The organism is Maridesulfovibrio spiralis (SeqCode), from assembly GCF_048571135.1.
In the GTDB taxonomy this organism is placed as follows: Bacteria; Desulfobacterota; Desulfovibrionia; order Desulfovibrionales; family Desulfovibrionaceae; genus Maridesulfovibrio; species Maridesulfovibrio spiralis.
Map to the genome: position 1 here is coordinate 1,730,309 of NZ_CP182344.1, position 22,211 is coordinate 1,752,519.

18 protein-coding genes and 1 tRNA gene are annotated in these 22,211 nt (G+C 49.3%); 7 read left to right on the top strand and 12 right to left on the bottom strand.

What is annotated here, in order from left to right:
• Positions 1-18 precede the first annotated feature (18 nt).
• From ACNI29_RS07840 to ACNI29_RS07895, 12 genes are all read right to left on the bottom strand, one after another.
• Positions 19-1,146, bottom strand: coding sequence for a glycosyltransferase (locus tag ACNI29_RS07840; RefSeq protein WP_419781645.1), 1,128 nt, complete (start codon positions 1,144-1,146; stop codon positions 19-21).
• A 186-nt stretch (positions 1,147-1,332) separates the two neighbouring features.
• The gene (locus ACNI29_RS07845) at positions 1,333-2,601 is read right to left on the bottom strand and encodes a hypothetical protein (RefSeq protein ID WP_419781646.1); all 1,269 of its coding nucleotides are present in this window, start codon (positions 2,599-2,601) and stop codon (positions 1,333-1,335) included.
• 152 nt (positions 2,602-2,753) lie between these two features.
• Positions 2,754-2,918, bottom strand: coding sequence for a transketolase-like TK C-terminal-containing protein (locus tag ACNI29_RS07850; protein ID WP_419781647.1), 165 nt, complete (start codon positions 2,916-2,918; stop codon positions 2,754-2,756).
• A gap of 369 nt (positions 2,919-3,287) precedes the next feature.
• Positions 3,288-5,723, bottom strand: a complete 2,436-nt coding sequence (locus ACNI29_RS07855) for an RHS repeat domain-containing protein (protein WP_419781648.1) — start codon at positions 5,721-5,723, stop codon at positions 3,288-3,290.
• A gap of 159 nt (positions 5,724-5,882) precedes the next feature.
• Positions 5,883-7,862 carry a transketolase gene (gene tkt / locus ACNI29_RS07860; RefSeq protein WP_419781649.1) on the bottom strand — a complete coding sequence of 660 codons (1,980 nt, stop codon included), beginning with the start codon at positions 7,860-7,862 and terminating at the stop codon, positions 5,883-5,885.
• Between the two features lie 149 nt (positions 7,863-8,011).
• The gene (rpiB, locus tag ACNI29_RS07865) at positions 8,012-8,443 is read right to left on the bottom strand and encodes a ribose 5-phosphate isomerase B (RefSeq protein ID WP_320006758.1); all 432 of its coding nucleotides are present in this window, start codon (positions 8,441-8,443) and stop codon (positions 8,012-8,014) included.
• Positions 8,444-8,604: 161 nt separating this feature from the next.
• Positions 8,605-8,689 (bottom strand) — tRNA-Tyr (locus tag ACNI29_RS07870).
• Between the two features lie 23 nt (positions 8,690-8,712).
• Positions 8,713-9,036, bottom strand: coding sequence for a DEAD/DEAH box helicase family protein (locus tag ACNI29_RS07875; protein WP_419781650.1), 324 nt, complete (start codon positions 9,034-9,036; stop codon positions 8,713-8,715).
• A gap of 30 nt (positions 9,037-9,066) precedes the next feature.
• On the bottom strand, positions 9,067-9,861 hold the full coding sequence (locus ACNI29_RS07880) for a hypothetical protein (protein ID WP_419781651.1): 795 nt from the start codon (positions 9,859-9,861) through the stop codon (positions 9,067-9,069).
• Positions 9,858-11,609 (bottom strand): tetratricopeptide repeat protein, encoded by a 1,752-nt coding sequence (locus tag ACNI29_RS07885; RefSeq protein ID WP_419781652.1) that lies wholly within the window; start codon positions 11,607-11,609, stop codon positions 9,858-9,860. The genes ACNI29_RS07880 and ACNI29_RS07885 overlap by 4 nt, the downstream gene beginning before the upstream one ends.
• Positions 11,606-12,394 carry an HD domain-containing protein gene (locus ACNI29_RS07890; protein WP_419781653.1) on the bottom strand — a complete coding sequence of 263 codons (789 nt, stop codon included), beginning with the start codon at positions 12,392-12,394 and terminating at the stop codon, positions 11,606-11,608. The genes ACNI29_RS07885 and ACNI29_RS07890 overlap by 4 nt, the downstream gene beginning before the upstream one ends.
• Entirely contained in the window at positions 12,387-13,355 is a 969-nt protein-coding gene (locus ACNI29_RS07895; protein ID WP_419781654.1) for a sigma-70 family RNA polymerase sigma factor, read from the bottom strand. Before ACNI29_RS07895 ends, ACNI29_RS07890 begins: the two co-directional genes overlap by 8 nt.
• A 340-nt stretch (positions 13,356-13,695) precedes the next feature.
• On the opposite strand from ACNI29_RS07895, the gene ACNI29_RS07900 reads away from it, so the two are divergent.
• From ACNI29_RS07900 to wecB, 7 genes are all read left to right on the top strand, one after another.
• The gene (locus ACNI29_RS07900) at positions 13,696-16,116 is read left to right on the top strand and encodes a homocysteine S-methyltransferase family protein (protein ID WP_419781655.1); all 2,421 of its coding nucleotides are present in this window, start codon (positions 13,696-13,698) and stop codon (positions 16,114-16,116) included.
• 90 nt (positions 16,117-16,206) lie between these two features.
• Complete coding sequence (locus tag ACNI29_RS07905; RefSeq protein WP_419781656.1) at positions 16,207-16,692, top strand: TlpA family protein disulfide reductase; 486 nt, start codon at positions 16,207-16,209, stop codon at positions 16,690-16,692.
• A 6-nt stretch (positions 16,693-16,698) separates the two neighbouring features.
• Positions 16,699-17,160 (top strand): N-acetyltransferase, encoded by a 462-nt coding sequence (locus ACNI29_RS07910; RefSeq protein ID WP_419781657.1) that lies wholly within the window; start codon positions 16,699-16,701, stop codon positions 17,158-17,160.
• A gap of 14 nt (positions 17,161-17,174) precedes the next feature.
• Positions 17,175-17,699 carry a hypoxanthine phosphoribosyltransferase gene (gene hpt, locus ACNI29_RS07915; protein WP_419781658.1) on the top strand — a complete coding sequence of 175 codons (525 nt, stop codon included), beginning with the start codon at positions 17,175-17,177 and terminating at the stop codon, positions 17,697-17,699.
• A 76-nt stretch (positions 17,700-17,775) separates the two neighbouring features.
• Positions 17,776-19,227, top strand: a complete 1,452-nt coding sequence (locus ACNI29_RS07920) for a DUF3426 domain-containing protein (protein ID WP_419781659.1) — start codon at positions 17,776-17,778, stop codon at positions 19,225-19,227.
• A 297-nt stretch (positions 19,228-19,524) separates the two neighbouring features.
• Positions 19,525-20,844, top strand: coding sequence for a DNA repair protein RadA (gene radA, locus ACNI29_RS07925; RefSeq protein WP_419781660.1), 1,320 nt, complete (start codon positions 19,525-19,527; stop codon positions 20,842-20,844).
• Positions 20,845-21,102: 258 nt separating this feature from the next.
• Positions 21,103-22,200, top strand: a complete 1,098-nt coding sequence (wecB, locus tag ACNI29_RS07930; RefSeq protein ID WP_419781661.1) for a non-hydrolyzing UDP-N-acetylglucosamine 2-epimerase — start codon at positions 21,103-21,105, stop codon at positions 22,198-22,200.
• Positions 22,201-22,211 lie beyond the last annotated feature (11 nt).

The window sequence follows — 22,211 nt, forward strand, 5'->3', positions numbered from 1 at the left end:
TTATGGTCGTTCAGGCAGTTATTTGTTTTTGAGGTTTTCTGTCTTCTTCCAGCCCGGCAGCGGTGACTTGTAGAAGGTCAGGTATTTCCTGCCGAGGAAGTTGAAGGTGATGGTCATAATGCTGGCCAGCATCTTAGCGGCAATGGCACCCAAACCTATTTTGGTAAGCGCAATGGTCGTACCCGTATCGAGCAGGTAGGCCAATGCCGTGATGGTCAGGAAGACAAGCAGTTCCGCCTTCTCATTCCATTGGGCCTTATGTTTGAATAAGAGAGATATGCATAAGAAATAGTTGACTAAAGTAGCTGGAACGTAGGCCACCGCGATGGAAGAAGCGATGCCCATGTCAGAGGCAAGGCAGATGGAGAATGCGGCGATATTGACCAGCCATGAGATCGCGCCGATGAAAAAGTAGGTGAAGAACTGGACCAGTGCCGGAGCGGTATGTCCTGAATAGTGCAGGATGCAGTAAAGGGCTCTGACGCCGTCTTTCCAGTCGATTTTTTTACCTTCTTCGTAGGTTCTGGGGTTGTATGAGATTGCCATTTCATAGATGCGGCAACGTTTCTGGGCAATCTTCGCGGTGACTTCCGGCTCGAAACCGAAGCGGTTTTCCTTGATGTCAATGGACTGGATAACCTCACGTTTGAATACCTTGTAGCAGGTTTCCATGTCGGTCAGCCCAAGGTCGGTATACATGTTGGAAAAGAAAGTAAGGCAGTGGTTCATGAGCGAGTGCCAGAAATAGAGAACCCTGCGGTCATTGATCTTCAGGTAGCGCGAACCGAAGACAACGTCAGCGCGGTCTTCGATAATCGGCTTGACCAGCTCCCTGAATTCCATGGGATTGTATTCTAGGTCGGCATCCTGAACAGCAACGATATCCCCGGTAGCCTTGGTGAATCCGGTGCGCAGTGCTGCGCCTTTACCCTGATTGACCTCGTGGGCTGCAACCTGAATCCGCTCATTTTCGGCAGCTATTTCTCTGGCGATTTCAAGGCTGTTGTCTGAAGAACAGTCATCAACAATGATGATCTCCAATGCCAAATCGTCATTGGCAACAGCAAGAACGCGGTCGACGCAGATCTGCAGGGTGGATTCTTCGTTGTAACAGGGGATTACAATGCTTAAAGTAGTCTGGCTCATATATTTATCTTTTGCATGTGTGCAACTTGATGCACGATGTTTAACTTATTGATTTATTGATATAAAATTTGATTTAAAAATAATTTATGATTTATAAATAAAATCCGGCTGAATGTCCAACTTCCAGAGCATTTACCCGCTAGGGCGAAGCTGTTTTTCGTTAGTAGGGATTTCCGGGAAAATACGTTACACCGCTTTGTTTTTATGAAGTTTTTCGAGGATCGCGCAGATGCTGTAGCTGATCAATATGCACAGAATGGGTTCTACAGGCATCCTGAAACGCGGACCGAAATTACCGACCAGCGAAGTCGTGCCCACAAAGTATCCGGTAAACAAAAAGGCCAGCACTGCATATTGTGGATCTTTGCGCCATGAGTAGAGCAGTCCGCCCAGCGCAAGCAGCAGTGCCGGAATGGTATAGATAAAGCCGATGGCGGCTGTAATCTTATTCGGCAGCCCGGTCAGCTTGGCAAGCAGGGTGGTCCCGTTACCCAGAAAGGTCAGCACGGTATTGCGCAGGAAGCAGATGACCGTAGTCACGGGATAGGTTGTCATGGTTTCAAAGGCGAGGCTGCGTTTAACTTCGCTTAAGGTTTTTTTATTAGGCCCGTTCTGCTCGGCATATCTTTTTTCAGCTTCTGCGGTCAGTTTTGCATAGGTTTCAGCGGGGATGGACATATCCAGATGGCTCCTGCCTTCCTCTGCCGAAAGGACTTCGGTAGCCATGTAGCTCAGGAAAAAGTTTTTCTCGATGCTGCTGAAGGCGAACTGTCCGGTTCTTTGGTAGTTCTGCGCCGACCATGAAAGAGGAATAAGAGAAAATACGGCTATAAAGACCATTGAAATAACGAGTTTCTTTTTCCAAGTCGGATAGCAGAGCAGGATGAAGATTACCGCAGGCAGGCAGAGGTATATGGCAATGGGCCTTACAATAGCGGTAATCCCGGCCATGACCGCCGCAGCCGCAGCGTATTTCAGGGCTGTTTGTTCATCCCTGCTGCCTTTGAGCAGCAGGAAGAATGTGCACAGGGTGAGGAACGAGGCCGGAACTTCAGTCAGGAATGTGTTGGCAAAGAACATCAGCAGGAAGTTGAAAGCCACCAGTCCGAAGGCGATATACCCGGCTGTTTCGCTGTCACGTCTGAAGTATCTCCACGCCATGTAGGCCATGAGCAGTCCCAGAACATTCTGGGCCGCGATCACGCTGTAAACCGATCCGGTAAGAAATTGCAGAATGGCGATAAATACGGGGTAGCCCGGAGTTCTGAAAATATCCTGCGGACCTTCCGAGCCCACAAAGGTGAAGTTTTCAATCAGGGACTGTGCCGGGGCAAAGTAGGAAGGGGTATCGTGCTGGTGATGCTGCTCCGGTCCCATTGCATAGAAAAGAATGATCCTGATTGCTACGGAAAGAACAGCGAGGATCAATAAGGTTTTATTTATATTTTTCTGCATTGCTCAGTTTTGGAGTTTAGTATTCATGATGAGCTGGGAATTTAGATGTTTTGAACGGGGGTGTAAAGGTAGTGGGCAGGTGGAGTTGGTCAAAAAAATCCCCGGCAACCACAAGGCTGCCGGGGATTTCTAAATTACTATCTTAAACCGTCTTAGAACTGTTTTTTCATCAGTTCGGCGAGGTTTGCGGCGGTGAAACCGTATTTTTCTGCAAGCTGCGCTGCGGGTGCGGATGCGCCGAAGTGGTCGATGCCCAGTACTGCGCCGTCGATGCCGACGTATTTGTACCAGCCTTCTGATCGCTGCTCCTGCTGCATTAAAAATTACTCCAAAGTTATGAAAGAATCCATTTTCCCCGGATTTAAATCCGGGGAATGTAGTTTATGGAAGTTGGTTTATCGTTTTGCAGTTGTAGCACTTATATCCTTCTTTTTTTAACAGGTAGTATATGCCTGCTGTGGCGAGAATAATGCTGAATGTGAAGTCTTTACTCAAATCAAGAGCTGTAATTCCAATTGCTAAGCCTATTGATTGTAATAAATATATATAGGCTAGTATTCGTTTTGGTGTTGCTGTATATTTGTGCTGGCAATTTTTGCAAATAATTTCTTTGTTAGATCTAACTATATATGTAAGCAGGATGGTAGTGTATACGATAAGGCTAATAGCTATGATTGCAAATTTCATTATTTGAAGTCTCTTTTGTGTGTGGTTGGTTTAGCGCTTCCAAGTATACCTGAAAATGTTTCTAAGTCTTTTCTGTCGACACCCAGTTGGTCCGAGAAAGCTTTGTATCCTAATGTTTTGAGCATTCCCATTGCAGAGCCATAAAAAGCACCAGTTATTGCTCCTGCAACAGTGCCTCCCGGGCCTAGTACGCTCCCGTATGTCCCAAAGCCAATGGCTCCTGTAATTCCACCTGTTAGTGCTCCTTCACCCAAATCCCAAAGTGACAGATCGTTTTTTGTATTTTTCTTATTACGAAGAGCCGTACGTCGTAGTCTATCTTTACGATTTTTGACTTCCTCAGTCATCCGGTGCCGTATAGCTTTCTGTTTATCAAGCCTTGCTCTTTCTGCGTCCTGTATTTTTTGGGATATGGCTCTATAGGTATGTTCCATATCCCGCGCATGCTCAGCACTGGATTTGGCAGGTGTGGATTCTCCTCCTCCCCGGCTATTGTTGATCCCCGTATTGTAGCCCAAGTTTTCCGCTTTTGCCTCCATGTCTCGCGCTTGTTGTATGCCAGAATATCGTGCTTTATTCTTTTTCGTGCTGTGCTTTCGGCTTTTTTTATTTGTCCCGATATTTTCCAATCTGAAATTTTTCCCGACACCTTTCAAGTCGAAATCTTTCCCAAGATATTCAGCAAAACTTGGCCCTGAATATCCTGTGTAGCCAGCGTAACCACCAAGTTCATCCACACTGGGAGCATTTTGTGCAGTTGGTTTATTGGACTTTGAAGGTTTAGTAGCAGCACTTTTAAGGTTTTTATTTATATCATTAAATCCTAATCTCGAATGTGCTTTTCCTCCTATATTGCCCGACCCGAATGCACCAAAAACTCCACCGTGTCCACGAGGATTGCCCGAACCTGTGCCTGATGGATTTCCGCCAACATTGCTTCTACTGGCTCCAAGGGATGACGTTGCTCTTCCCCCGATATTTCCCGAGCCGAATGAACCAAATCCACCTCCGTGTGCAAACAAACCAGTGCGATCAGTAAAGTTAATGGGATCATCAAGGCAATAGCCGTAAAGATCAACATCGCCCCCTGAGTAACCCAACGGGTCCGGTGAAATGAAGCGGCCTGTTGCCGGATCATATTCACGGTAGCCGAAATGGATCAGTCCGGTATCTGAATCGTACAGCCCTCCGGCAAACCCGAGCGCTAGGGCTAGCTGTGGATTACTGGTCTGTATTCTTCTACCGAAAGAGTCATATAGGATTTCCTGTACACTATTTCCTGACAAATCAGCAACAGCAAAGATACTGCCCAGCTGATCGGTTGCTGCCAGCAGCTTCTGGCCATTGCGGATTATTCCGGTCAGTCTATCATTTTCATTGTAGACAAATCTGGTCAGCCCGGAATTATCCTCGACAGTAGAAAGGGTGGTCAGATCAGCCCATTGGTAACGCTGGATAAGTTTGCTGTTGATAAATTTTTCAGTACGGAATCCATCTTCATCAAATCGGTACCGGACGTGGAGTCCCCCCGGTAGGTGAACTTCGCAGAGTTGACCTGTCTGCAGGTAGCTATAGGTGGTTACGCCTTCGGGCTCTTTTTTCTCTGACGGGTAACCGTCAGAATCATATGTATAGATAGTGTGGCCTGCGCAGATAAGTTGGCCGAGATTATTGTATTGGTATTCTTGCTTCTCAGTACCGCTGACTTGGGAAAATGTCCGTTGCCCGGCGAGATTGTAACGGTATGTTTCAACCGCTTTTCCATCGCACAGGACAAAAGATAAGCGCCCTTCGCCGTCATACTGATATTCAAAGGTATGGGTGTTTTCTGCAGATGTCAGAACTTTCCTGTTCATGCGTAGATTCGCGTCCCGGTCCACCTCCATGGTTGCGAAGGCGTTTCCTGACCGGGGAGATTGAAATTGTACAATCTTATCGTTGATTTCATTTATGTCGATTTTATCGCGCTTCAGTTCGTCCCGGATGGTCCGGCCTGTACCGGGTTGGGCAATTCGGGGGTTGGGTTGTCTGTTGCTGATTATTTTTTTGAATTCAGCCTGAATTTCATAACCGTAGGCAGTTTTTTTCAAAATCTGCACTAAGGGAAGGTCGGGATTCTCGTCCATGAATTGAGCATGGACTATGCGTTTCAGGTTTGCGTGGCGGGCCTTAGAATCCTCCCATTCGGTATTTTTCAGCTCCCAACGGAGTTTGACATCCGGTTTCATCATGGAAGGATACATGATGTCACTTCTGGAGAATTCAGCAAAGTCTGGTTTGGGATCGGCAAGGTCCGCTCCGGTTTTGCGGTTGACGATTTTCCACAGATTTTCAATCTGCATTTCAGGCGTTTCATTCTCGCCATAAAGTACAAGTCCGGTTGTAAGCTCGTCCCGGCTTTTTTTCCTCATTTCATAGTCTGCGTAATTAAGCATGCATCCTACCTCCTGTTATAAATATTTATGGGATATTCCCTTTATCTTTATGGTAGGTGCTGAAGCGGTCCCGTACTATCTTGACATCGACCGCATAAGAAAAGTCCCCCCGGAACATAAGCTCCGGGGGGACTTTTTAAGAATCTATTTTAAACCGTCTTAGAACTGCTTTTTCATCAGTTCAGCGAGGTTCGCGGCGGTGAAGCCGTATTTTTCTGCGAGCTGTGCTGCGGGTGCGGATGCGCCGAAGTGGTCGATGCCCAGTACTGCGCCGTCGATACCGACGTATTTGTACCAGCCTTCGGGGCGGCCTGCTTCTGCTGCAATGCGGGTGCGGACGTTGGGATCAAGGACGGAGTCCTTGTATTCCTGATCCTGCTCTTCGAAGATTTCCACGGAGGGCATGGAGACCACGCGGATCTTTTTGCCTTCGATCATGGAAGCGGCTTCGATAGACATGGACACTTCAGAACCAGCTGCGATAGCGATCATGTCGGGAGTGCCTTCGCAGTCCTTCACGATGTAACCGCCGCGTCTAACGCCTTCTTCAACCTGCGGGTACTCGTCTTTGCCGAGAACGGGCAGTCCCTGACGGGTGAGCATGAGGGAGGAAGGACGTTTGTCCTGTGCCATTGCGATTTCGAGGCATGCTGCGGTTTCGCGGGCATCTGCAGGACGAAGCACCAGCATGTTCGGAATCAGACGCAGGGAAGCGACGTGCTCGATGGGCTGGTGGGTCGGTCCGTCTTCACCTACGTAGAATGAATCGTGGGTGTAGATGTAGATAACCGGCAGGTGTTGCAGGGCGGACATACGCATGCCGTTTCTGCAATAGTCGGAGAAGGTCAGGAAGGTCGCGCCGAAGGGGATCACGCCGCCGTGCAGAGCCATACCGTTTAGGATGACGGACATGGGGAACTCACGAACACCGAAAGCGAGGTTACGTGCGGTCTTGCCGTCAATGGCGAAGTCGCCAACCTTTTTGCGGAAGTTCGCAGTCTGGTTGGAGGGGTCGAGGTCTGCGGAACCTCCAACGAGGGTGGGCAGGGCGTCGGTGATGGCGTCGAGGCAAGCGCCCCAAGCCTTACGGGTAGCGATGGACTGACCTGCTTCGAATTCAGGCAGTTCGAGCTTGATGTCTTTACGATCTTTGTTTGCATCTGCCCAGAAAGCGGCGATTTTTTCGTCAGCGGCAAGAGCAGCGTCGGATTTTTCTTTCCACTGGGCGGCCAGTGCTTTGAGATCGGGAAAACGGGCCTGAAAATGTTCAACAACATCTTCGGGTACGTAGAAAGTTTCTTTTTCGGGAAGACCGAAGCATTTCTTGGTTGCTTCGATTTCTTCGTGGGAAAGCGGGGAACCGTGGGTGGAGTGGCTGCCTTCGCAGGTTGCAGCACCCTTAGCCATCACGGTTTTACCGATGATCAGGGTCGGCTTGGAAGTCTCGGCCTGACCTGCTTTCACTGCTGCGCGGATAGCTTCGTGGTCGTGACCGTCGATTTCCACAACGTGCCAGCACATTGCTTCGAAAACTTTTTTGAAGTCGGTGCAGTCGCACTTGCTGGTGGGACCTGCGAGCTGGATGTCGTTGGAATCGTAGAAAACGATGAGTTTGCCAAGTCCCCAGAGACCGGCGAGGGTTGCAGCACCGAGGGCTACAGGCTCCTGAAAATCTCCGTCTGAAGAAAGAACGTAGGTGTAGTGGTCAACAACATCGTCGTTGGTGTTGGCGTTGAGGAAAGCCTCAGCGGTAGCCATACCTACACCGACACAGAAACCCTGACCCAGAGGTCCGGAAGTGGCTTCAACACCGGGAGTCATGTCGTGTTCGGGGTGGCCGGGAGTGATGGAATCGAGCTGGCGGAACTGTTTGAGGTCTTCGATGGAAAGCAGGCCGCAGAGATGCAGGATGGAGTAGAGGAGCGGGGATTCGTGGCCTGCAGCCATTACGAAACGGTCGCGGTCTGCCCATTCGGGATTGCTGGGATCAAATTTAAGGAAGTCCTTGTAAAGAACATATGCAAAGTCGGTGGATGACATGGAGCCGCCGGGATGGCCGGAATTGGCTTTGCGGATGGAGTCCATGATCAAGCCTTTGACAACGTTGACCGCCTTTTGGTCCAACTGGTTGTTACTCATTTTGAGTTCCCCTATAAAAAATAATATTTTGTTCGGTATTTATGTTTGACGGATAACCGCCCTACTTCCCTGCCCACTTCCCTGAGCTATACCGGCTGATGTTATAAATTAAAGAATCCCGCCAGCTAGTAATGCTGACGGGATTTCAACTATTTATCGAAAAGATTGATTCTGCGCAGGTGCCGGTCTCCTTCAAATTCACTTGTCATGAAGGCACGGATGATTTCTTCGGCCAGACCGGGTCCGATGACCCTTTCGCCGAGGCAGAGAATATTGGCATTGTTGTGCGCACGAGCCATTTTTGCCATATACTCATTGGTACACATGGCGGCGCGGATGCCTTTGATTTTGTTTGCGGCCATGGACATACCCAGTCCGGTTCCGCAAATGAGGATACCGGGAATGTCTTCTCCGGTTACCATTTCGGCTACTTTTTCGGCGTAAACAGGATAGTCGCAGCTGACAGCTTCTTCAGGTCCGGCGTCTACCACATCATAGCCCATGTCGGTGAGCAGTTTGATGGCAAATGTCTTGAGGGTGAAGCCCCCGTGGTCCGAACCGATTACAACTTTACCGGCCATATCCAGATCTCCCGCGCAGGATGCTTGGAACATTCATAGGCACAACAAAAAAATAGTTCTGTCGAGAACCATTCCCGCAGAACTGTGATTTCAGGCTGTGCTCAACTGTGTTTGTAACACCCTGTACTTTTTGTTTTATGGAATCAACCGGGGATTCAAAGTGGTGGTGGGGGGAGGATTCGAACCTCCGAAGGCGTTGCCGACAGATTTACAGTCTGTTCCCTTTGGCCACTCGGGAACCCCACCACTCTATATGAAACCGTGAACGGTTAAATATCCATTTTTCGTTCATTGTCGCGATATTTTACATCGCGCTTGGCAGCCTGCTCTTTTTCAAGCCTGCTGATCTCATCTTTGAAAAACTCAATCTGCTTTCTGCAAAGCTCGGTGTCACCTTCAGCGTCACCGCAAGTGAGCTTTCCGAGAAGTGAGTATTCTTTTTCGAGACGTTTTTCAAGCTGTGAGACTTCGAAATTTCCAAGTAATCTGGAAACTATTCCTTTCATCTCTGCCAGCCAGACGTCGATACCTAGTTTGAAATTTTCAAGAAGTCCACTACTTTTTTCATTAGAATTAAAATCCTGTCCGCTCATACTTCCCTCCGTATGAATAGATAAAACATTTTATTCAATTATTACATACCCTTTGCGATCAAGGCGGACGATGTCAGTTCCTTCAGGAAATTTCAGCTCCAAAGCATCTTTTTCCCACGGTTTTGTGGTGAAGGTCCTCGATTTTATACGAAGCAGGGCTTTGTCACCCAGTTCGGTATAAACAGCAATTTTCTCCGGCAGCAGTTTGCCCGAACCGTCATCTTCGTATGAAGACAGCTCCATGCGCCATGGAATTTCGCCACGCCCCGATATTTCCACCGGGATTCCCTGACCAGTCAATGTTATGGCACTGACCGGTCCGTACTTAAAGGTAAAACGCAGGTCCCCGTTTTCAGGAACTGCGGTATCGTATGATTTTGGTATCAGGTTGGGATAACAGCCGGAGATAAGTCCTGCAAGGTCTTTCAGTGAGAAAGGAAAGGGCAGTCCCAGAATCTGTATCGCCTGAACCGGTGATGAATGGGTATAAGCTGTTTCCTGATCCGGGTAGAAAGCGGTCAAACCATTCTGGTCTTCACGGATATGGGCGATATAGGCCCCGATGCCGGCGCGCACGTCAAGCCGCAGGGGGGTGTTGTATTCTCCCCAGATGCTCATGGTAGTGCGGTGGCCGCTTCCTTGGGATGTGTAGTAGAGACTGGCTTTGGCCCGGATTCCGGTGGCGTTGCAGTTGCCGTATGTGCTGCGGAACGCTGAATATGTGTTTTCCGGATTCAGGGGGCCGTTTTTATGGGCAGCACAGCCGCTGAGCGCGATAATCACGCTCAGGAGCATTACAAGTCTGCTCAAAGGTCTCAGAATCATAATTCCTTAAGTTTCCTGTTGATTTCACCGGCGTTTTCGGGATTCAGCTTCAAGGCTTTGTTATAACCCTTGGCGGCGGATTTTTTCTTTTTCAGTGCCGCGGCAATATCACCATAGTGGTACCAGAGTTCAGCCTGTTCAGGCTTCAGGGAAACAGCGCGTTTGATTATTTCCCACGCTTCTTCGAAATTGCCCATGCGGTAGTTGACCCAGGCCAGAGAGTCGAGAATGTAGCCGTTATCCGGCTCCAGTCTGTTGGCTCTGCTGATCAGCACCATGGCCCGATCCAGCTGTTCATTACGGTCAGCGAGGATGTAGCCGACGAAGTTGAGCGCATCCGCATGGTCAGGATAGCTGGAGATGATCTGTTCCATGTACTTCAGGGTCTGGTCCAGATTGCCTTCTTTCTCTTCTATCACGCCGAGCTGAAAGAGTATCTGCGGATGGTTGGGAATGTTGCTGTTCCCGAGCAGCAGTGCTTTTTTAGCAGCCGCGTCATCGCCGTTTTCAGCATGGAGACCCGATTCAAGCAGGTAGAAATTAACTTCTTCGGGATATTTCTGCTGTCCGGTACGGATTATTTCAAGGGCTTCTTTATTTTGTTCAAGGTCCAGGAGCAGATGCGCCCTGAACTGCAGGCTGCGATCATAGTGTTCGCTCTGCGGGGAGATCTTTTTCAGATAATCCAGTGCCTTCTGCGGGTCACCTTCTCCTTCATAAGCAATGGAAGCCTTGAAGAAATAATATGATTCGGGAACCGTTTTCTGCTGTGCGAATAAATCGAGCAGAATGGAAGCCTGTCCGTAAAATTTACCGTTGATGAACAATTGCGCTGCTTCCAGTAGAAAGGATTTGTTGCGCGGCCCTTCAATGGCGAGTTTCAAGGCCCGTTCTGGGTTGTTCAGCTTGAGGCAAAGCTCCATGAGGCGCAAGCGGATGTGATTTGATACATCCGGGAATTTGAGCATTCTGGTATAAATTTTCTCGGCGGAGTCGTAATCCTTCTCGATTTCGTACATGTACGCCAGCTCACCCCAAGCTTCAAGGAAGTCTGGCTTTGCCTTAACCGCCCTGTTCAGGCTCTTGATGGCCTGACGGGTAAGCCCCAGTCCGGCACTGGCCTTGGCATGCAGGAAATGAATCTGGGGAGTACGTTTATCCAGAGGGATTACTTTAAGGATATCCAACGCCTGGGCGAACTTTTTCTGTTCCAGATAGATGCGGGCCAGATGTCCGGTGACGATCAGTTCATCCGGCTGTTTGAGCAGAAACTCTTTTAAAACCCCTTCGGCCGCTTCGTTGCGGTTTTCCACCAGATAGGTGTTGGCGAGGCTGATGGTCAGGTCTCGGCTGTCAGGATATCTCTGCAGCGCTTCCTTGAGAGTGTTACGGGCTTCGTCTATCTGGTTTGTTGTCCAGTATAGGGCGAATTTGTCGATATAAAGCTTTTCCTGCGGCTCAGCAGCGATCAGCCTGTTCAGGACAACTAATGCTTCCTTCTGCAGGCGGGCGACTTCGTTGATTTTCTGCGGGGTCTTCATGCCGCTCAAAGCCTGTCCGAGCCTTGTGCGGTAATCCATATAGACCAGATAATCATAAGTCAGCTGTGCTTCCTTACTGAGCGGAGCCTGAATTTGCGGCTGTGCGGTATTTTTACCCGCACAGCCCTGCAACATGAGCAGGGCAAGCAGGGCACTTACAAGAGCATTCTTCAGCGGAAAGCGTGTTGAGCCGGGGAGTTGTATCATACAAGCCTTTCTGGTTCTTCCTGCGGGAGGTATTTGGGGTCCTTGGAGAATTCAACCAGCTTTTCGTAAACTGCAGACCCGATATTAATGCCCTGAGCAATCATTTCCGGTCCGTATTCCTTACCGGTTTCAGTCCTGAATGTGGATTCGATGGACTTGATGATTTCAAGGCCTTTGGGGAATTTTTCAATGATCTCTTCAACGGTCCAGTCTTCGTAGTCACAGATTTCCCAGAGAGTGGTGGAGAAGTTATCCGGTCCCCAGCGGAACTTGTCGGCATCGTAAAGTGCGCCGCTGAGCAGTTCCAGTTCGGGGTCATTTTCAATGGGAATTTCAGGCTTGAAGGCCTCGTGCCGCGCGATTGCTTCGGCAATGAGTTCCTTGCTGCGTTCGGAAAGGGGGTAGTTGCTGAGGATTACCTTGGACGTTTCAGATCCTCGCAGGGCGTGGTTTTCATCAAGGCGGCAACAATCGTGAAGCAGTCCGCAGAACTGGGCCAGCAGGACCAGCTCACGCACACGGTCGCCATCCATTTCGTCGCCTTCGCGCAGGATTATTGCCCCTGCTTCGATGGCTACTTTTTTGGAGTGGTAAATGCCGTGGGCATATTCATCATAAAGAAAAGGCAGCACGTCTTCCTGCAATCTGATGATCAGAGGATGGTCGAAAAACATGTCCCGTGCAAATTCAATCTGTGTTTCAAGGTCCCGGTAGAAAACCGGAACAGGCAGGGCCGAGGCCATTGCTTTTGCTTCTGTCTTAAGGTCCGTAAGCAGTTTATTCATTTTCAGGTATCCAGTCCTGTGAAAAGTCTTTAACTGATTCAGCCAGATGTTCCCTCAATTTTTTAAGCAGTCTTGCTTCAATCTGGCGAACTCTTTCCCTTGTTACCCCGAACTCTTCACCGATTTCCCGCAAGGTTCTGGGTGAATCGGATAAAAGGCGGTCGTTCAGGATCACCTGTTCCTTTTCATTTAGATTTGGAACAATTGCCCTGAGCTGGTCAAGCAGTAATGTGGAAATCTCCTTGTTGGCAAGGGTTTCTTCTACTCCGGGACCGAGATCAGGCAGAAAATCCATGCGTGTGGCTTCGGAATCTTCGCCGAACTTAAGGTTCAGGGAAAGATCGTTTTTGGCCAGACGCTGGTCCATTTCTGTAATTTCCTCTTCACTTACATTCAGGTTTTTTGAAAGTTCAGAGGTCGTTGGGTCGAATCCAAGAGTCTGTAATCTTTGGCGTTCTTTGTTTAGATTGTAAAAAAGTTTTCGTTGGGTCTGGGTGGTCCCTATTTTGACCATGCGCCAGTTATCCATAATGTATTTCAGGATGTAAGCCTTGATCCAGAATGCCGCATAGTATGAAAATTTGATGCCTTTGTCGGGGTCAAATTTATTGACGGCTTTCATCAGCCCGACGTTACCTTCCTGAATGAGATCAAGTACATTCTGCATCCAGCGGCGCTGGAAATCCATAGCGATTTTGACCACAAGGCGGAGGTGTGAGGATACCAGTCTGAATGCGGCCTGCTGGTCTCCGTTTTCCTGTACCTGCTTGGCCAGCCGGAATTCTTCGTCCGGTTCAAGCAGGGGAAAGCGGCTGATTTCCTGAAGATACAGATGGAGAGGGTCCTTTGTTGCAACCTCGCCTTTTGCCCTTGGTGTGGGCAGGAAATCGTCCTTGGGCGGCAGCTTTACTTCTTCATTTTCAACAGGTTCAAGCTCTACCGGTTCTTTTTTTTCTGACATTGTCCAGTTAATGTTTCCTGTTCAACTGAATTTATTTGAATATTTTATTGTAAACAAAAGTTCTAATCTGTAACTTACAAGGGTATAGTTTTTATTTGTCCTTTTCAATGTTTTTAAGTAGAAGCGTTTTCAACGCATTATACCTTCCTTTTGGAGTTCCCGGTAACTTTTTTTGTGTCTTTTTTCAAAAAAATAAATTTCAGGACTGCATAGCACAGTCCGTTAGAGCCGGTTGTCCGGCAGTCCTGTTGTCCGAAAGGACTATAATTCATCTAGATATAAACATGTTGATCAGCATTTTGGCTGAAATTCGAATCAATAAAAAAGTGGAGCGTTGAGCATGCCTGATTTTCGCAAAGCCCTCAGTGACGAAAAAATATACTTCTTTGATGGTGGATACGGAACCTTTTTGCAGAGCAGGGGACTGCCGGCAGGTATGTCTCCGGAACTATTCGGTCTGCAGAGTCCGGATGTAATTAAATCCGTTCATAAGGATTACGTTGATGCCGGTGCAAATGTTCTGACTACCAACACCTTTGGCGGCAGCAGACCCAAGCTGGGCGCAGATGTGGACGTTATCGGCCTGAACCGGGAAATGGCTCTCATTGCCCGCTCCGTTGCCGGTGATAACGTCTTTGTCGGCGGCAGCGTCGGTCCTACCGGGCATTTTGTTCAGCCCTTGGGCGAAATGACTTTCAAGGAAATGGTAGAGATTTACAAGGAACAGATTACCGGTCTTGTCGAAGGCGGAGTTGACCTGATCCTTGGTGAAACCCATTTCGATCTGGCCGAAGCGAGAGCTGTGGTCATTGCGGCCCGCGAGGTCTGTGACCTGCCTGTTGCCCTGTCCATGACTTTCGAATCCCCGGCAGCCTGTCTGACCGGAACCAGCCCGGCCACCTTTATCGACACCATGCAGAACATGGGTGTTGAACTTATGGGGACCAACTGCTCTGCCGGACCGGAGCAGATTCTTGAGGTTCTGGAAAATATGCAGCCGCGTCTTTCTTCTCCCCTGCTGGTGGAAGCTAATGCCGGACTCCCTGAGCTGGATGAAAACCGCAACACTGTTTTTCGTCTCCAGCCAGAGCCTTTTGCCGAGCAGTCCGCGAAGTTCGTAAATGTGGGCGCCAAATTTATCGGCGGTTGCTGCGGAACCGGTCCTGATCATATCCGTGCCTTGCGTAATGTCGTTGGCGATTCCAAATGGAAGCGTCCTGTGCCGCAGGACGACTGCCAGTTGGTGCTGACCTCCCGCGCCCAGTCCGTGAAAATCGGTTTTGAGCAGCGCGGTGTAATCATCGGCGAGCGCATCAACCCTACCGGGAAAAAGGTGCTCATCGAAGAATTGCAGAAGGGTCAGTTCACAGAGGCCATGAAGTTTGCTGAAGAGCAGCTGGCTGTCGGTGCGCCTGTTCTTGATGTCAACGTCGGTGCTCCCATGGTTGACGAGGTTGAAATCCTGCCTGCTCTGGTAAAAGAAATTTTTTCCCAGCATTCCGCACCGCTTTCCATTGATTCCACCAACCCTGATGCAGTTGAAGCGGCTCTCTGGGAATATCCCGGATCCCCTCTGGTCAACTCCATCAGCGGTGAACCAGGACGTATGGAACGTCTCGGCCCGTTGTGTAAGAAATTCGGTGCTCCGTTCATCCTGCTGCCCATCGTTGGCAGTAAGCTGCCCATCACCTGCGAAGAAAAAGTGGAAGTTGTCTCCGAACTGCTTAAGCAGGCTGATGATCTGGGCATCCCGCGCAGGCTGATCATGGTTGATGCTTTGGCTTTGACCGTTTCGTCCAAACCCATGGCTGCGCGTCACTGCCTTGATTTTATCAAGCATTGCCGTGAAGAATGGAACCTGCCTACTGTTCTGGGACTTTCTAATATTTCCTTCGGGCTTCCGGCCCGTGAATTGCTTAACTCCAGCTTCCTGACCCTCTGTCAGGGGCAGGGCATGTGCGCATTCATTTCTAATCCCAATTCTGTGCGTCTGCGTGAAGCCCTTTACGCCAACGAAGTTATGCTTGCCCGCGATCCGCAGGCTGAGCAGTACATCGAACGCTACGCTGATTGGACTCCCTCAGGTGACGGAGGACAGTCCGGTGCTGCTGGCAGTGGCAAAAAAGAGAAAAAATCCGGTGCGGAAAATCTCTTTGATGCAGTCGTTAAAGGAGACCGGGGGTCAATTGTAGCTTTGGTTGAGCGTGATCTTGAAGGCGGGCGCGCCCCCTTTGAGCTGGTCAACGAAGAGTTGATCCCGGCGATTATGGAAGTCGGTGAAAAGTACGAGCGTAAGGAATATTTCCTGCCTCAGTTGCTGCAATCAGCAGAAACCCTGCAGAAAGCTTTTGAAAAGCTCAAGCCCCTGCTTGAAGCGTCCGGTGATGTCGAGGAAAAGGCAACCATTATCATGGCTACCGTTGAAGGCGATATCCACGACATCGGTAAGAACATCGTCTGTCTGATGCTCAAGAACCACGGCTATAACGTAATCGACCTCGGCAAGGACGTTCCCGCCGAGACTATCGTTAACGCTGCTGAAGAGCACGGCGCCAAGATTGTCGGTCTTTCCGCTCTGATGACTACCACCATGGTCAAGATGGAAGATACCATCAACCTGATCAAAGAGCGCGATCTCAATATTAAAGTAATGATCGGCGGCGCGGTTATCACCGGAGGATTCTGTGAATCCATCGGAGCGGACGGCTGGTCCACTGACGCTGTTGCAGCGGTCAAGGTTGCCAAGAACCTGCTCCAGTAACGGGGTGGGCCGATTTTTGAATTATTTCATGGAATCTGCTAGTGCATTATTTACTTGTTTAGTGCAGATAAGCTCCCCATTGGAGGGTGTATGAAAATATTGAGTAGATTAAGCGTCTGTCTGGTTCTTCTTCTGCTTCTTGTTGTCGGTTGCAACAAGGCCGAAACAGCGGAAGGTGTTGAGACTATCAATGCTCAGGGTGTTCAGGACATTATCGCCAAGAATAAAGGTAAAGTAGTGCTGGTTAATTTCTGGGCTACATGGTGTCCTCCCTGCCGTGCGGAGATTCCGGAACTCATTGAATTGCGTAAGAAATTTTCTGATGATGAGCTGGTAATGATTGGTGTTGCCGTGGATCAGGAAAGCGATGTGGTAGATGAATTTATGCAAAAAGAGGCAAAATTCAATTACCCGGTTTATTTCGCTGCTGAAGATATCGGCCCGGCATTCAGAATCCAGTCTATTCCCAGAACTATGATGTACGGTCCTGGCGGGAAGCGTGTCTTCGATAAGGAAGGGAGTTATCCCGGAGAGATGTTTGAAAGATATATCAAGAAGATGTTAAAGGACCGGTAGATATAGATGGTGAAGATAAGAAAGGCTATGATGGGCGATGTTAAGCAAATCCACACCATCATTAAGGATAGTACAAAGAACGCAATGGTTTTGCCGCGTCCTTTAAGTTCTATATACAGCCACTTGCGTGATTTTTTTGTGGCGGAGACCGGGGATGGCAAAATTCTTGGCTGCTGTGCACTTGCCATAAGCTGGGATTGTCTGGCAGAAGTCCGGTCTCTGGTTGTTGTGCCTGAAGCTCGGGGGGCAAATCTGGGAGCACAGATGGTTGCCGCCTGTATTCAGGAAGCGCGTGAACTCGGTGTTTGCGACGTGTTTGTATTGACTAACATTGAGAAATTCTTTGCAAAACTTGGTTTTGAGGAAACTGATAAAAATGTGTTACCCCAGAAAATATGGGCTGACTGTATCAATTGTCCTCAGTTCCCGGATTGTGATGAAATCCCAATGAATATGAAACTGAAATAAAAAGGAAAACTATCATGGGCCATAGCCTTAAAGAAGTTTTTTCTAAAGAAATAATTGCGGAAAGAATTGAGAAACTCGGTAAAGAAATTTCCGAAACTTACGGTCAGGAACCGCTGGTATGCGTGTGTGTGCTCAAAGGGGCTTACCTCTTTTTTGCTGACATCACCCGTGCACTTTCTGCTGATCCTGAAATCGATTTCGTACGCCTCTCCAGCTACGGTGCCGGAACCAGCCGAACCGGGAATATGAATTTCTCCAAGGATCTCGAAGTTTCCATCGCCGATAAGCATGTGCTGATCATCGAAGACATCGTTGATACCGGACACTCTGTTGAGTTCTTGAAACATGTTTTTGAGAAACGTAACCCTCTCAGCGTGAAAACCTGCGCCTTGATTGATAAACGGGAGCGTCGCGAGATTGATCTGGAAGTTGAATTTCCTGGTTTTATTCTCGAGAGTGGCTTTCTTGTGGGATACGGAATGGACTATGCTGAAAAATACAGGTATTTAAGTGCAGTGTATGAACTTGATAATGCCTAGTTAAAAGGTGTTCTGTTCTTAAAATTGTTATAAATACGAGTCGGTTAAACCTATTTAATGGCAGGTAGATCGGTCCATGATAATTACGTGTTCAAACTGCGGAACCAAGTTCAATTTACCGGAAAGTAAGATTCCGGCGGGCGGAGCTAAGGTCAAATGCTCCAAATGCGGGAATATTTTTAAGGTAACACCTCCAGCTCAAGAGCCGGAGGACGAAGTTGAGTCCTTGCTTGAAGAGGAGCAGTCTGCGCCGGAGCCTAAACCGGAACCTAAGCCTGCGCCAAAGCCGGAACCTGAACCTGAGCCGGAACCCGAACCTGAACCCGAGCCGGAACCCGAACCGGAAGTTGATTTCGACGACGACCTTTTTGATGAGGCCGCCGATGAACTTGGGGAAGAGCTTGATGGCGACGTTTTCGGTGATATCGGTGTCGATGATGCACCGGCTGAATCTCCTGCCGCTGATTCAGATGATCTTGAGGATGACCTGTTCGGTTCGGACGATAATTCCGCAGATGCCGAGATAGGGGCCGATCTTTTTGATGACGACGAACCCTTTGCAGAACCCGAAGCCGGGGATTCTCCTGCTGAGGAAGATGATTTTGATATAGATGACGAGCTGTTCGGTGACGATGAGCCGGAAGCTGAGGAAGCCGCAGCACCTGCTGCCGAAGAAGAGGAAGGAGACGCCCTCTTCGACGATGATGATCTCTTCGGTGATGACGACGACAGTTCCGATCTTTCTGAAGACAGCCTTTTCGATGATGACGAAGAGATTGAGGAAGATGACGGAACTTTTGAAGAGGAAGGTTTCGAGGAAGAGGACGAAAACTTCGAAGAAGAGGATTTCTCTGAAGAAGATTTAGATGATGAAGGTATTTCCCTTGATGATGGTGAAATAGCCGGATTCGATCTTGATGAAGATCTCGACGAGCCTCCGTCTAAAAGGAAAGATCAGAAAGGGAAGAAGGGCAAGAAAGGATTGATCATTACCCTGATTGTTCTGCTGCTTTTTGGTGGTGGTCTCGGAACAGCATGGTATCTCAAGCTTTGGGAAAGCCTGCCGTTCAGTATCCCCTTCATCTCTTCAGATGATGGCGGGACAGCCGATTCCGACGAGCCGCCTTCCAAGCGTTTCAGCAAGTTCTCTTTCAAGGATCTGCGCCAGTTCTATGTCAACAACGACAAGGCCGGTCAGCTGTTCATCATTGAAGGTAAAGTTGTAAACAACTTCAGCAAGCCCAAGGAACTGATCGAAGTTGAAGCCCAGCTTTTCGACGACAAAGGACAGGTGCTCGATTCCAGACGCCTGCTCTGCGGGAATACCCTTTCCCTGTTCCAGCTTGAAGTGCAGTCCAAAGAAGAAATCGAGGCCGGACTTGGCTCCAAGGTCGGCATACTCTCCAACAACACGCTGCTCAAGCCGGGTATGGATACGCCTTTCATGGTTGTGTTCTTCAAGCCCTCGCCTGCAGTTAAAGAGTATGTCATTAACGTAGTAGACGCCAAGAATCCGCCTAAGAAATAGCTTGCCTTCGGCGACCCTGCCGGGGGCCTTAAACCCTTTTGAAAAAGGGTTTAAGAATCCCAAAACCTTTTGTTAGGTTTAGTTTGGGGGTAGCTTGGGCGATTATGCCGATAAGATATTAAGAATGGCGGGAGATATGGCTTTTAAGCTGAATCTCCCGCCTTTTTATTTGTGTGAATTTTAGGTTCGTTCTTAAAAACTAAGAGCGAAGCTTACTAAAAGGTTTTGAAAGGATGGGGTCTGGGGAAGGAAAGTTTTTGCAAAATTTTTCTTTCCCCAGCCGCCGGAGGCATCCACATGAAAACTAAAGACGTTTTTGTTTGTACTAATTGCGGTGCACAGGCTTTGAAATGGCAGGGCCAGTGTCCGCGTTGCGGTGAGTGGAACACATTGCAGGAGAAGGTTGTCGTCCGTCGCAAGGGCGGGGTCAGTCATGCTCCGGCAAATACTTTGGCTGTGCCGCTTTCCGAAATCCCCGTCGAGCATACCGAAGCCCGCTCTACCGGGTTCAAGCCGCTTGATACCGTACTTGGCAAGGGCTTTGTTCCGGGTGGTGCTGTGCTTGTCGGCGGTGAACCGGGCATTGGTAAATCTACTTTGCTTCTGCAGCTTGCAGCGGAGCAATGTCGCATGGGCAACAAAGCGGTTTATTTTTCAGGTGAGGAGTCGCTTGCCCAGATTAGGGGCAGGGCGGACCGTCTGGGTGTTCTGCAATCGGGCTTGCTGGCTGTTGCATCCACAAATGCGGAAGAGGCCCTTTCTATTCTGGAAGCTCCGGAAAAGCCTGACCTGATGATCATCGACTCGGTGCAGACGCTGACTTCTCCGCGTGCGGATGGCATTCCCGGAAGCGTAAGTCAGGTTCGGGCGGTTTCATCCGAGCTGGTAGAAGCTGCCAAGAAAACCAGCACCACGCTGGTCATCGTGGGGCATGTTACCAAAGACGGCCAGATTGCCGGACCTAAGTTGTTGGAGCACATGGTTGATACCGTGCTTTACCTTGAAGGTGACCGTAAGCATATGATGCGCATCATGCGTGTGCTGAAGAACAGGTTCGGTCCCAGCGACGAGCTGGTGGTTTTTTCCATGCGCGAAGCAGGTATGGAGATTGTAGAAGATCCTTCGACTCTGTTTCTAGGTGACCGGGACGACTCCTGTTCAGGTGCAGCGGTTGTTATGGCCATGGACGGTCATAAGCCGTTTGCGGTGGAAGTGCAGGCCTTAGCCAGCCGGACGGTTCTTTCTATACCCCGTCGCACCGCGCTGGGCTTTGATACCAACAGGCTGAACCTGATTTTGGCTGTGCTGGAAAAAAGGCTCAATTTAAACTTGGGTCAGCTGGATATTTATGCCAAGATCGGCGGCGGTTTGGCCATGCGTGATCCTGGATTGGATCTGGGTGTGGTGGCCTCTGTATTATCTTCGTTCTACGACCGCCCGCTGCAGCCCGGTGCTGTTTTCTGGGGTGAGGTGGACCTGAACGGACGCATCCGTCCGGCTTCAGGCGGCGAAACAAGGCTCAAGCAGGCCAAGAGGCTGGGCTACGGACCCATTTACCAGTCCGAAACCTGCCGCACTCTGGAAGAATTACAGAGTAAATTGTTCGGACCTGAATAATTTTGATGCGCTTTGCGTGATGTAGAATGATCTGATTTGCCTCCGGCGACTTTAACCTTTTTGCAAAAGGGTTTAAGAATCTCAAAACTTTTTAGTTGTTATTTGGGATAGGTTGGGGATGAGCAATAAATTATAATTATACATTTCGTTCACCGGAGCGAAGCTGGTTAAAAGTTTTAGGAGAGTCCAGAGAACCCTTTTACAAAAGGGTTCTCTGGTCCCCGAAGGGCCCCCGGAGGGCCGCCGGAGGCATTTACCATGAAGAAAGTATTCCTAGTTGCCGGGGCAAGACCCAACCTGATGAAAGTGGCACCCATTTTCCGGGCATCGCTCGCAGTGGATTCTGTTGAGTGCCAGATGGTTTATACTGGGCAGCATTATGACCGTCAGATGTCACAGGTTTTCTTTGAGGATCTGGATATCCCAAAGCCCAAGTTCAATATGGGCAAATCTACCGGAACCCATGCCGAGCAGACCGGGGCGATTATGGTTGCTTTCGAGCAGATGTGTATGGATGAGCAGCCCGATCTTGTGGTTGTGGTGGGTGATGTCAACTCCACGCTGGCTTGTTCGGTAACAGCCAGAAAACTCCATATCCCGGTGGCCCATGTTGAGGCCGGTCTGCGCAGTGGTGATATGGACATGCCGGAAGAAATCAACCGCATGGTGACCGATTCCATCAGTAACCTGTTCTTTACCACTGAAGACCACGGACGCGACAATCTCCTTCGTGAAGGTAAGGACGCGGATACAATTTTCCATGTCGGCAATGTGATGATCGACAACCTTTTCCACAACGTGAACCGTCTGGGGCCGGAGGTTGTAGCTGGTTACCAGAGTCGGGAACTGAAGGAAAAGATAGGCCGCTATGGTTTTATGACCATGCACCGGCCTTCAAATGTCGATAACCGTGACGTGCTGGAAGGGATTGTCAATGCCTTGAATACTATTGCTGATGAGCTGCCCCTGATCTTTCCCATCCACCCGCGCACTGAAAAGATGATGAAGCAGTTCGGTATTTCATTCTCGGAGAATGTGCATACCTTCCCGCCCTTGTCTTTCCGTGAGTCTTTGTATTTGTGGAAAGATGCGCAGGTGGTCATTACCGACAGTGGCGGCTTGCAGGAAGAAACAACCGCGCTGGGCGTGCCTTGCGTTACCGTGCGGAAAAATACCGAACGCCCGGTGACAATTGAAAAAGGAACCAATGCGTTGGCCGGAGTTTCCGGGGCAAATATTATACGTGAAGTTGGCGAAGCGTTGAAAAAGACCGGCAATCCGGCCCCTAGGATTGAGGGCTGGGACGGCCATACATCAGAGCGTATCTGGAAGGTGCTTGTAGACTTCCTCGTTTAATGTTTGTTGAT

Coding starts and splice junctions, on each gene's coding strand:
- ACNI29_RS07840 (WP_419781645.1), bottom strand. CDS start 1,146: ATGAGCCAGACTACTTTAAGCATTGTAATCCCCTGTTACAACGAAGAA.
- ACNI29_RS07845 (WP_419781646.1), bottom strand. CDS start 2,601: ATGCAGAAAAATATAAATAAAACCTTATTGATCCTCGCTGTTCTTTCC.
- ACNI29_RS07850 (WP_419781647.1), bottom strand. CDS start 2,918: ATGCAGCAGGAGCAGCGATCAGAAGGCTGGTACAAATACGTCGGCATC.
- ACNI29_RS07855 (WP_419781648.1), bottom strand. CDS start 5,723: ATGCTTAATTACGCAGACTATGAAATGAGGAAAAAAAGCCGGGACGAG.
- tkt (WP_419781649.1), bottom strand. CDS start 7,862: ATGAGTAACAACCAGTTGGACCAAAAGGCGGTCAACGTTGTCAAAGGC.
- rpiB (WP_320006758.1), bottom strand. CDS start 8,443: ATGGCCGGTAAAGTTGTAATCGGTTCGGACCACGGGGGCTTCACCCTC.
- ACNI29_RS07875 (WP_419781650.1), bottom strand. CDS start 9,036: ATGAGCGGACAGGATTTTAATTCTAATGAAAAAAGTAGTGGACTTCTT.
- ACNI29_RS07880 (WP_419781651.1), bottom strand. CDS start 9,861: ATGATTCTGAGACCTTTGAGCAGACTTGTAATGCTCCTGAGCGTGATT.
- ACNI29_RS07885 (WP_419781652.1), bottom strand. CDS start 11,609: ATGATACAACTCCCCGGCTCAACACGCTTTCCGCTGAAGAATGCTCTT.
- ACNI29_RS07890 (WP_419781653.1), bottom strand. CDS start 12,394: ATGAATAAACTGCTTACGGACCTTAAGACAGAAGCAAAAGCAATGGCC.
- ACNI29_RS07895 (WP_419781654.1), bottom strand. CDS start 13,355: ATGTCAGAAAAAAAAGAACCGGTAGAGCTTGAACCTGTTGAAAATGAA.
- ACNI29_RS07900 (WP_419781655.1), top strand. CDS start 13,696: ATGCCTGATTTTCGCAAAGCCCTCAGTGACGAAAAAATATACTTCTTT.
- ACNI29_RS07905 (WP_419781656.1), top strand. CDS start 16,207: ATGAAAATATTGAGTAGATTAAGCGTCTGTCTGGTTCTTCTTCTGCTT.
- ACNI29_RS07910 (WP_419781657.1), top strand. CDS start 16,699: ATGGTGAAGATAAGAAAGGCTATGATGGGCGATGTTAAGCAAATCCAC.
- hpt (WP_419781658.1), top strand. CDS start 17,175: ATGGGCCATAGCCTTAAAGAAGTTTTTTCTAAAGAAATAATTGCGGAA.
- ACNI29_RS07920 (WP_419781659.1), top strand. CDS start 17,776: ATGATAATTACGTGTTCAAACTGCGGAACCAAGTTCAATTTACCGGAA.
- radA (WP_419781660.1), top strand. CDS start 19,525: ATGAAAACTAAAGACGTTTTTGTTTGTACTAATTGCGGTGCACAGGCT.
- wecB (WP_419781661.1), top strand. CDS start 21,103: ATGAAGAAAGTATTCCTAGTTGCCGGGGCAAGACCCAACCTGATGAAA.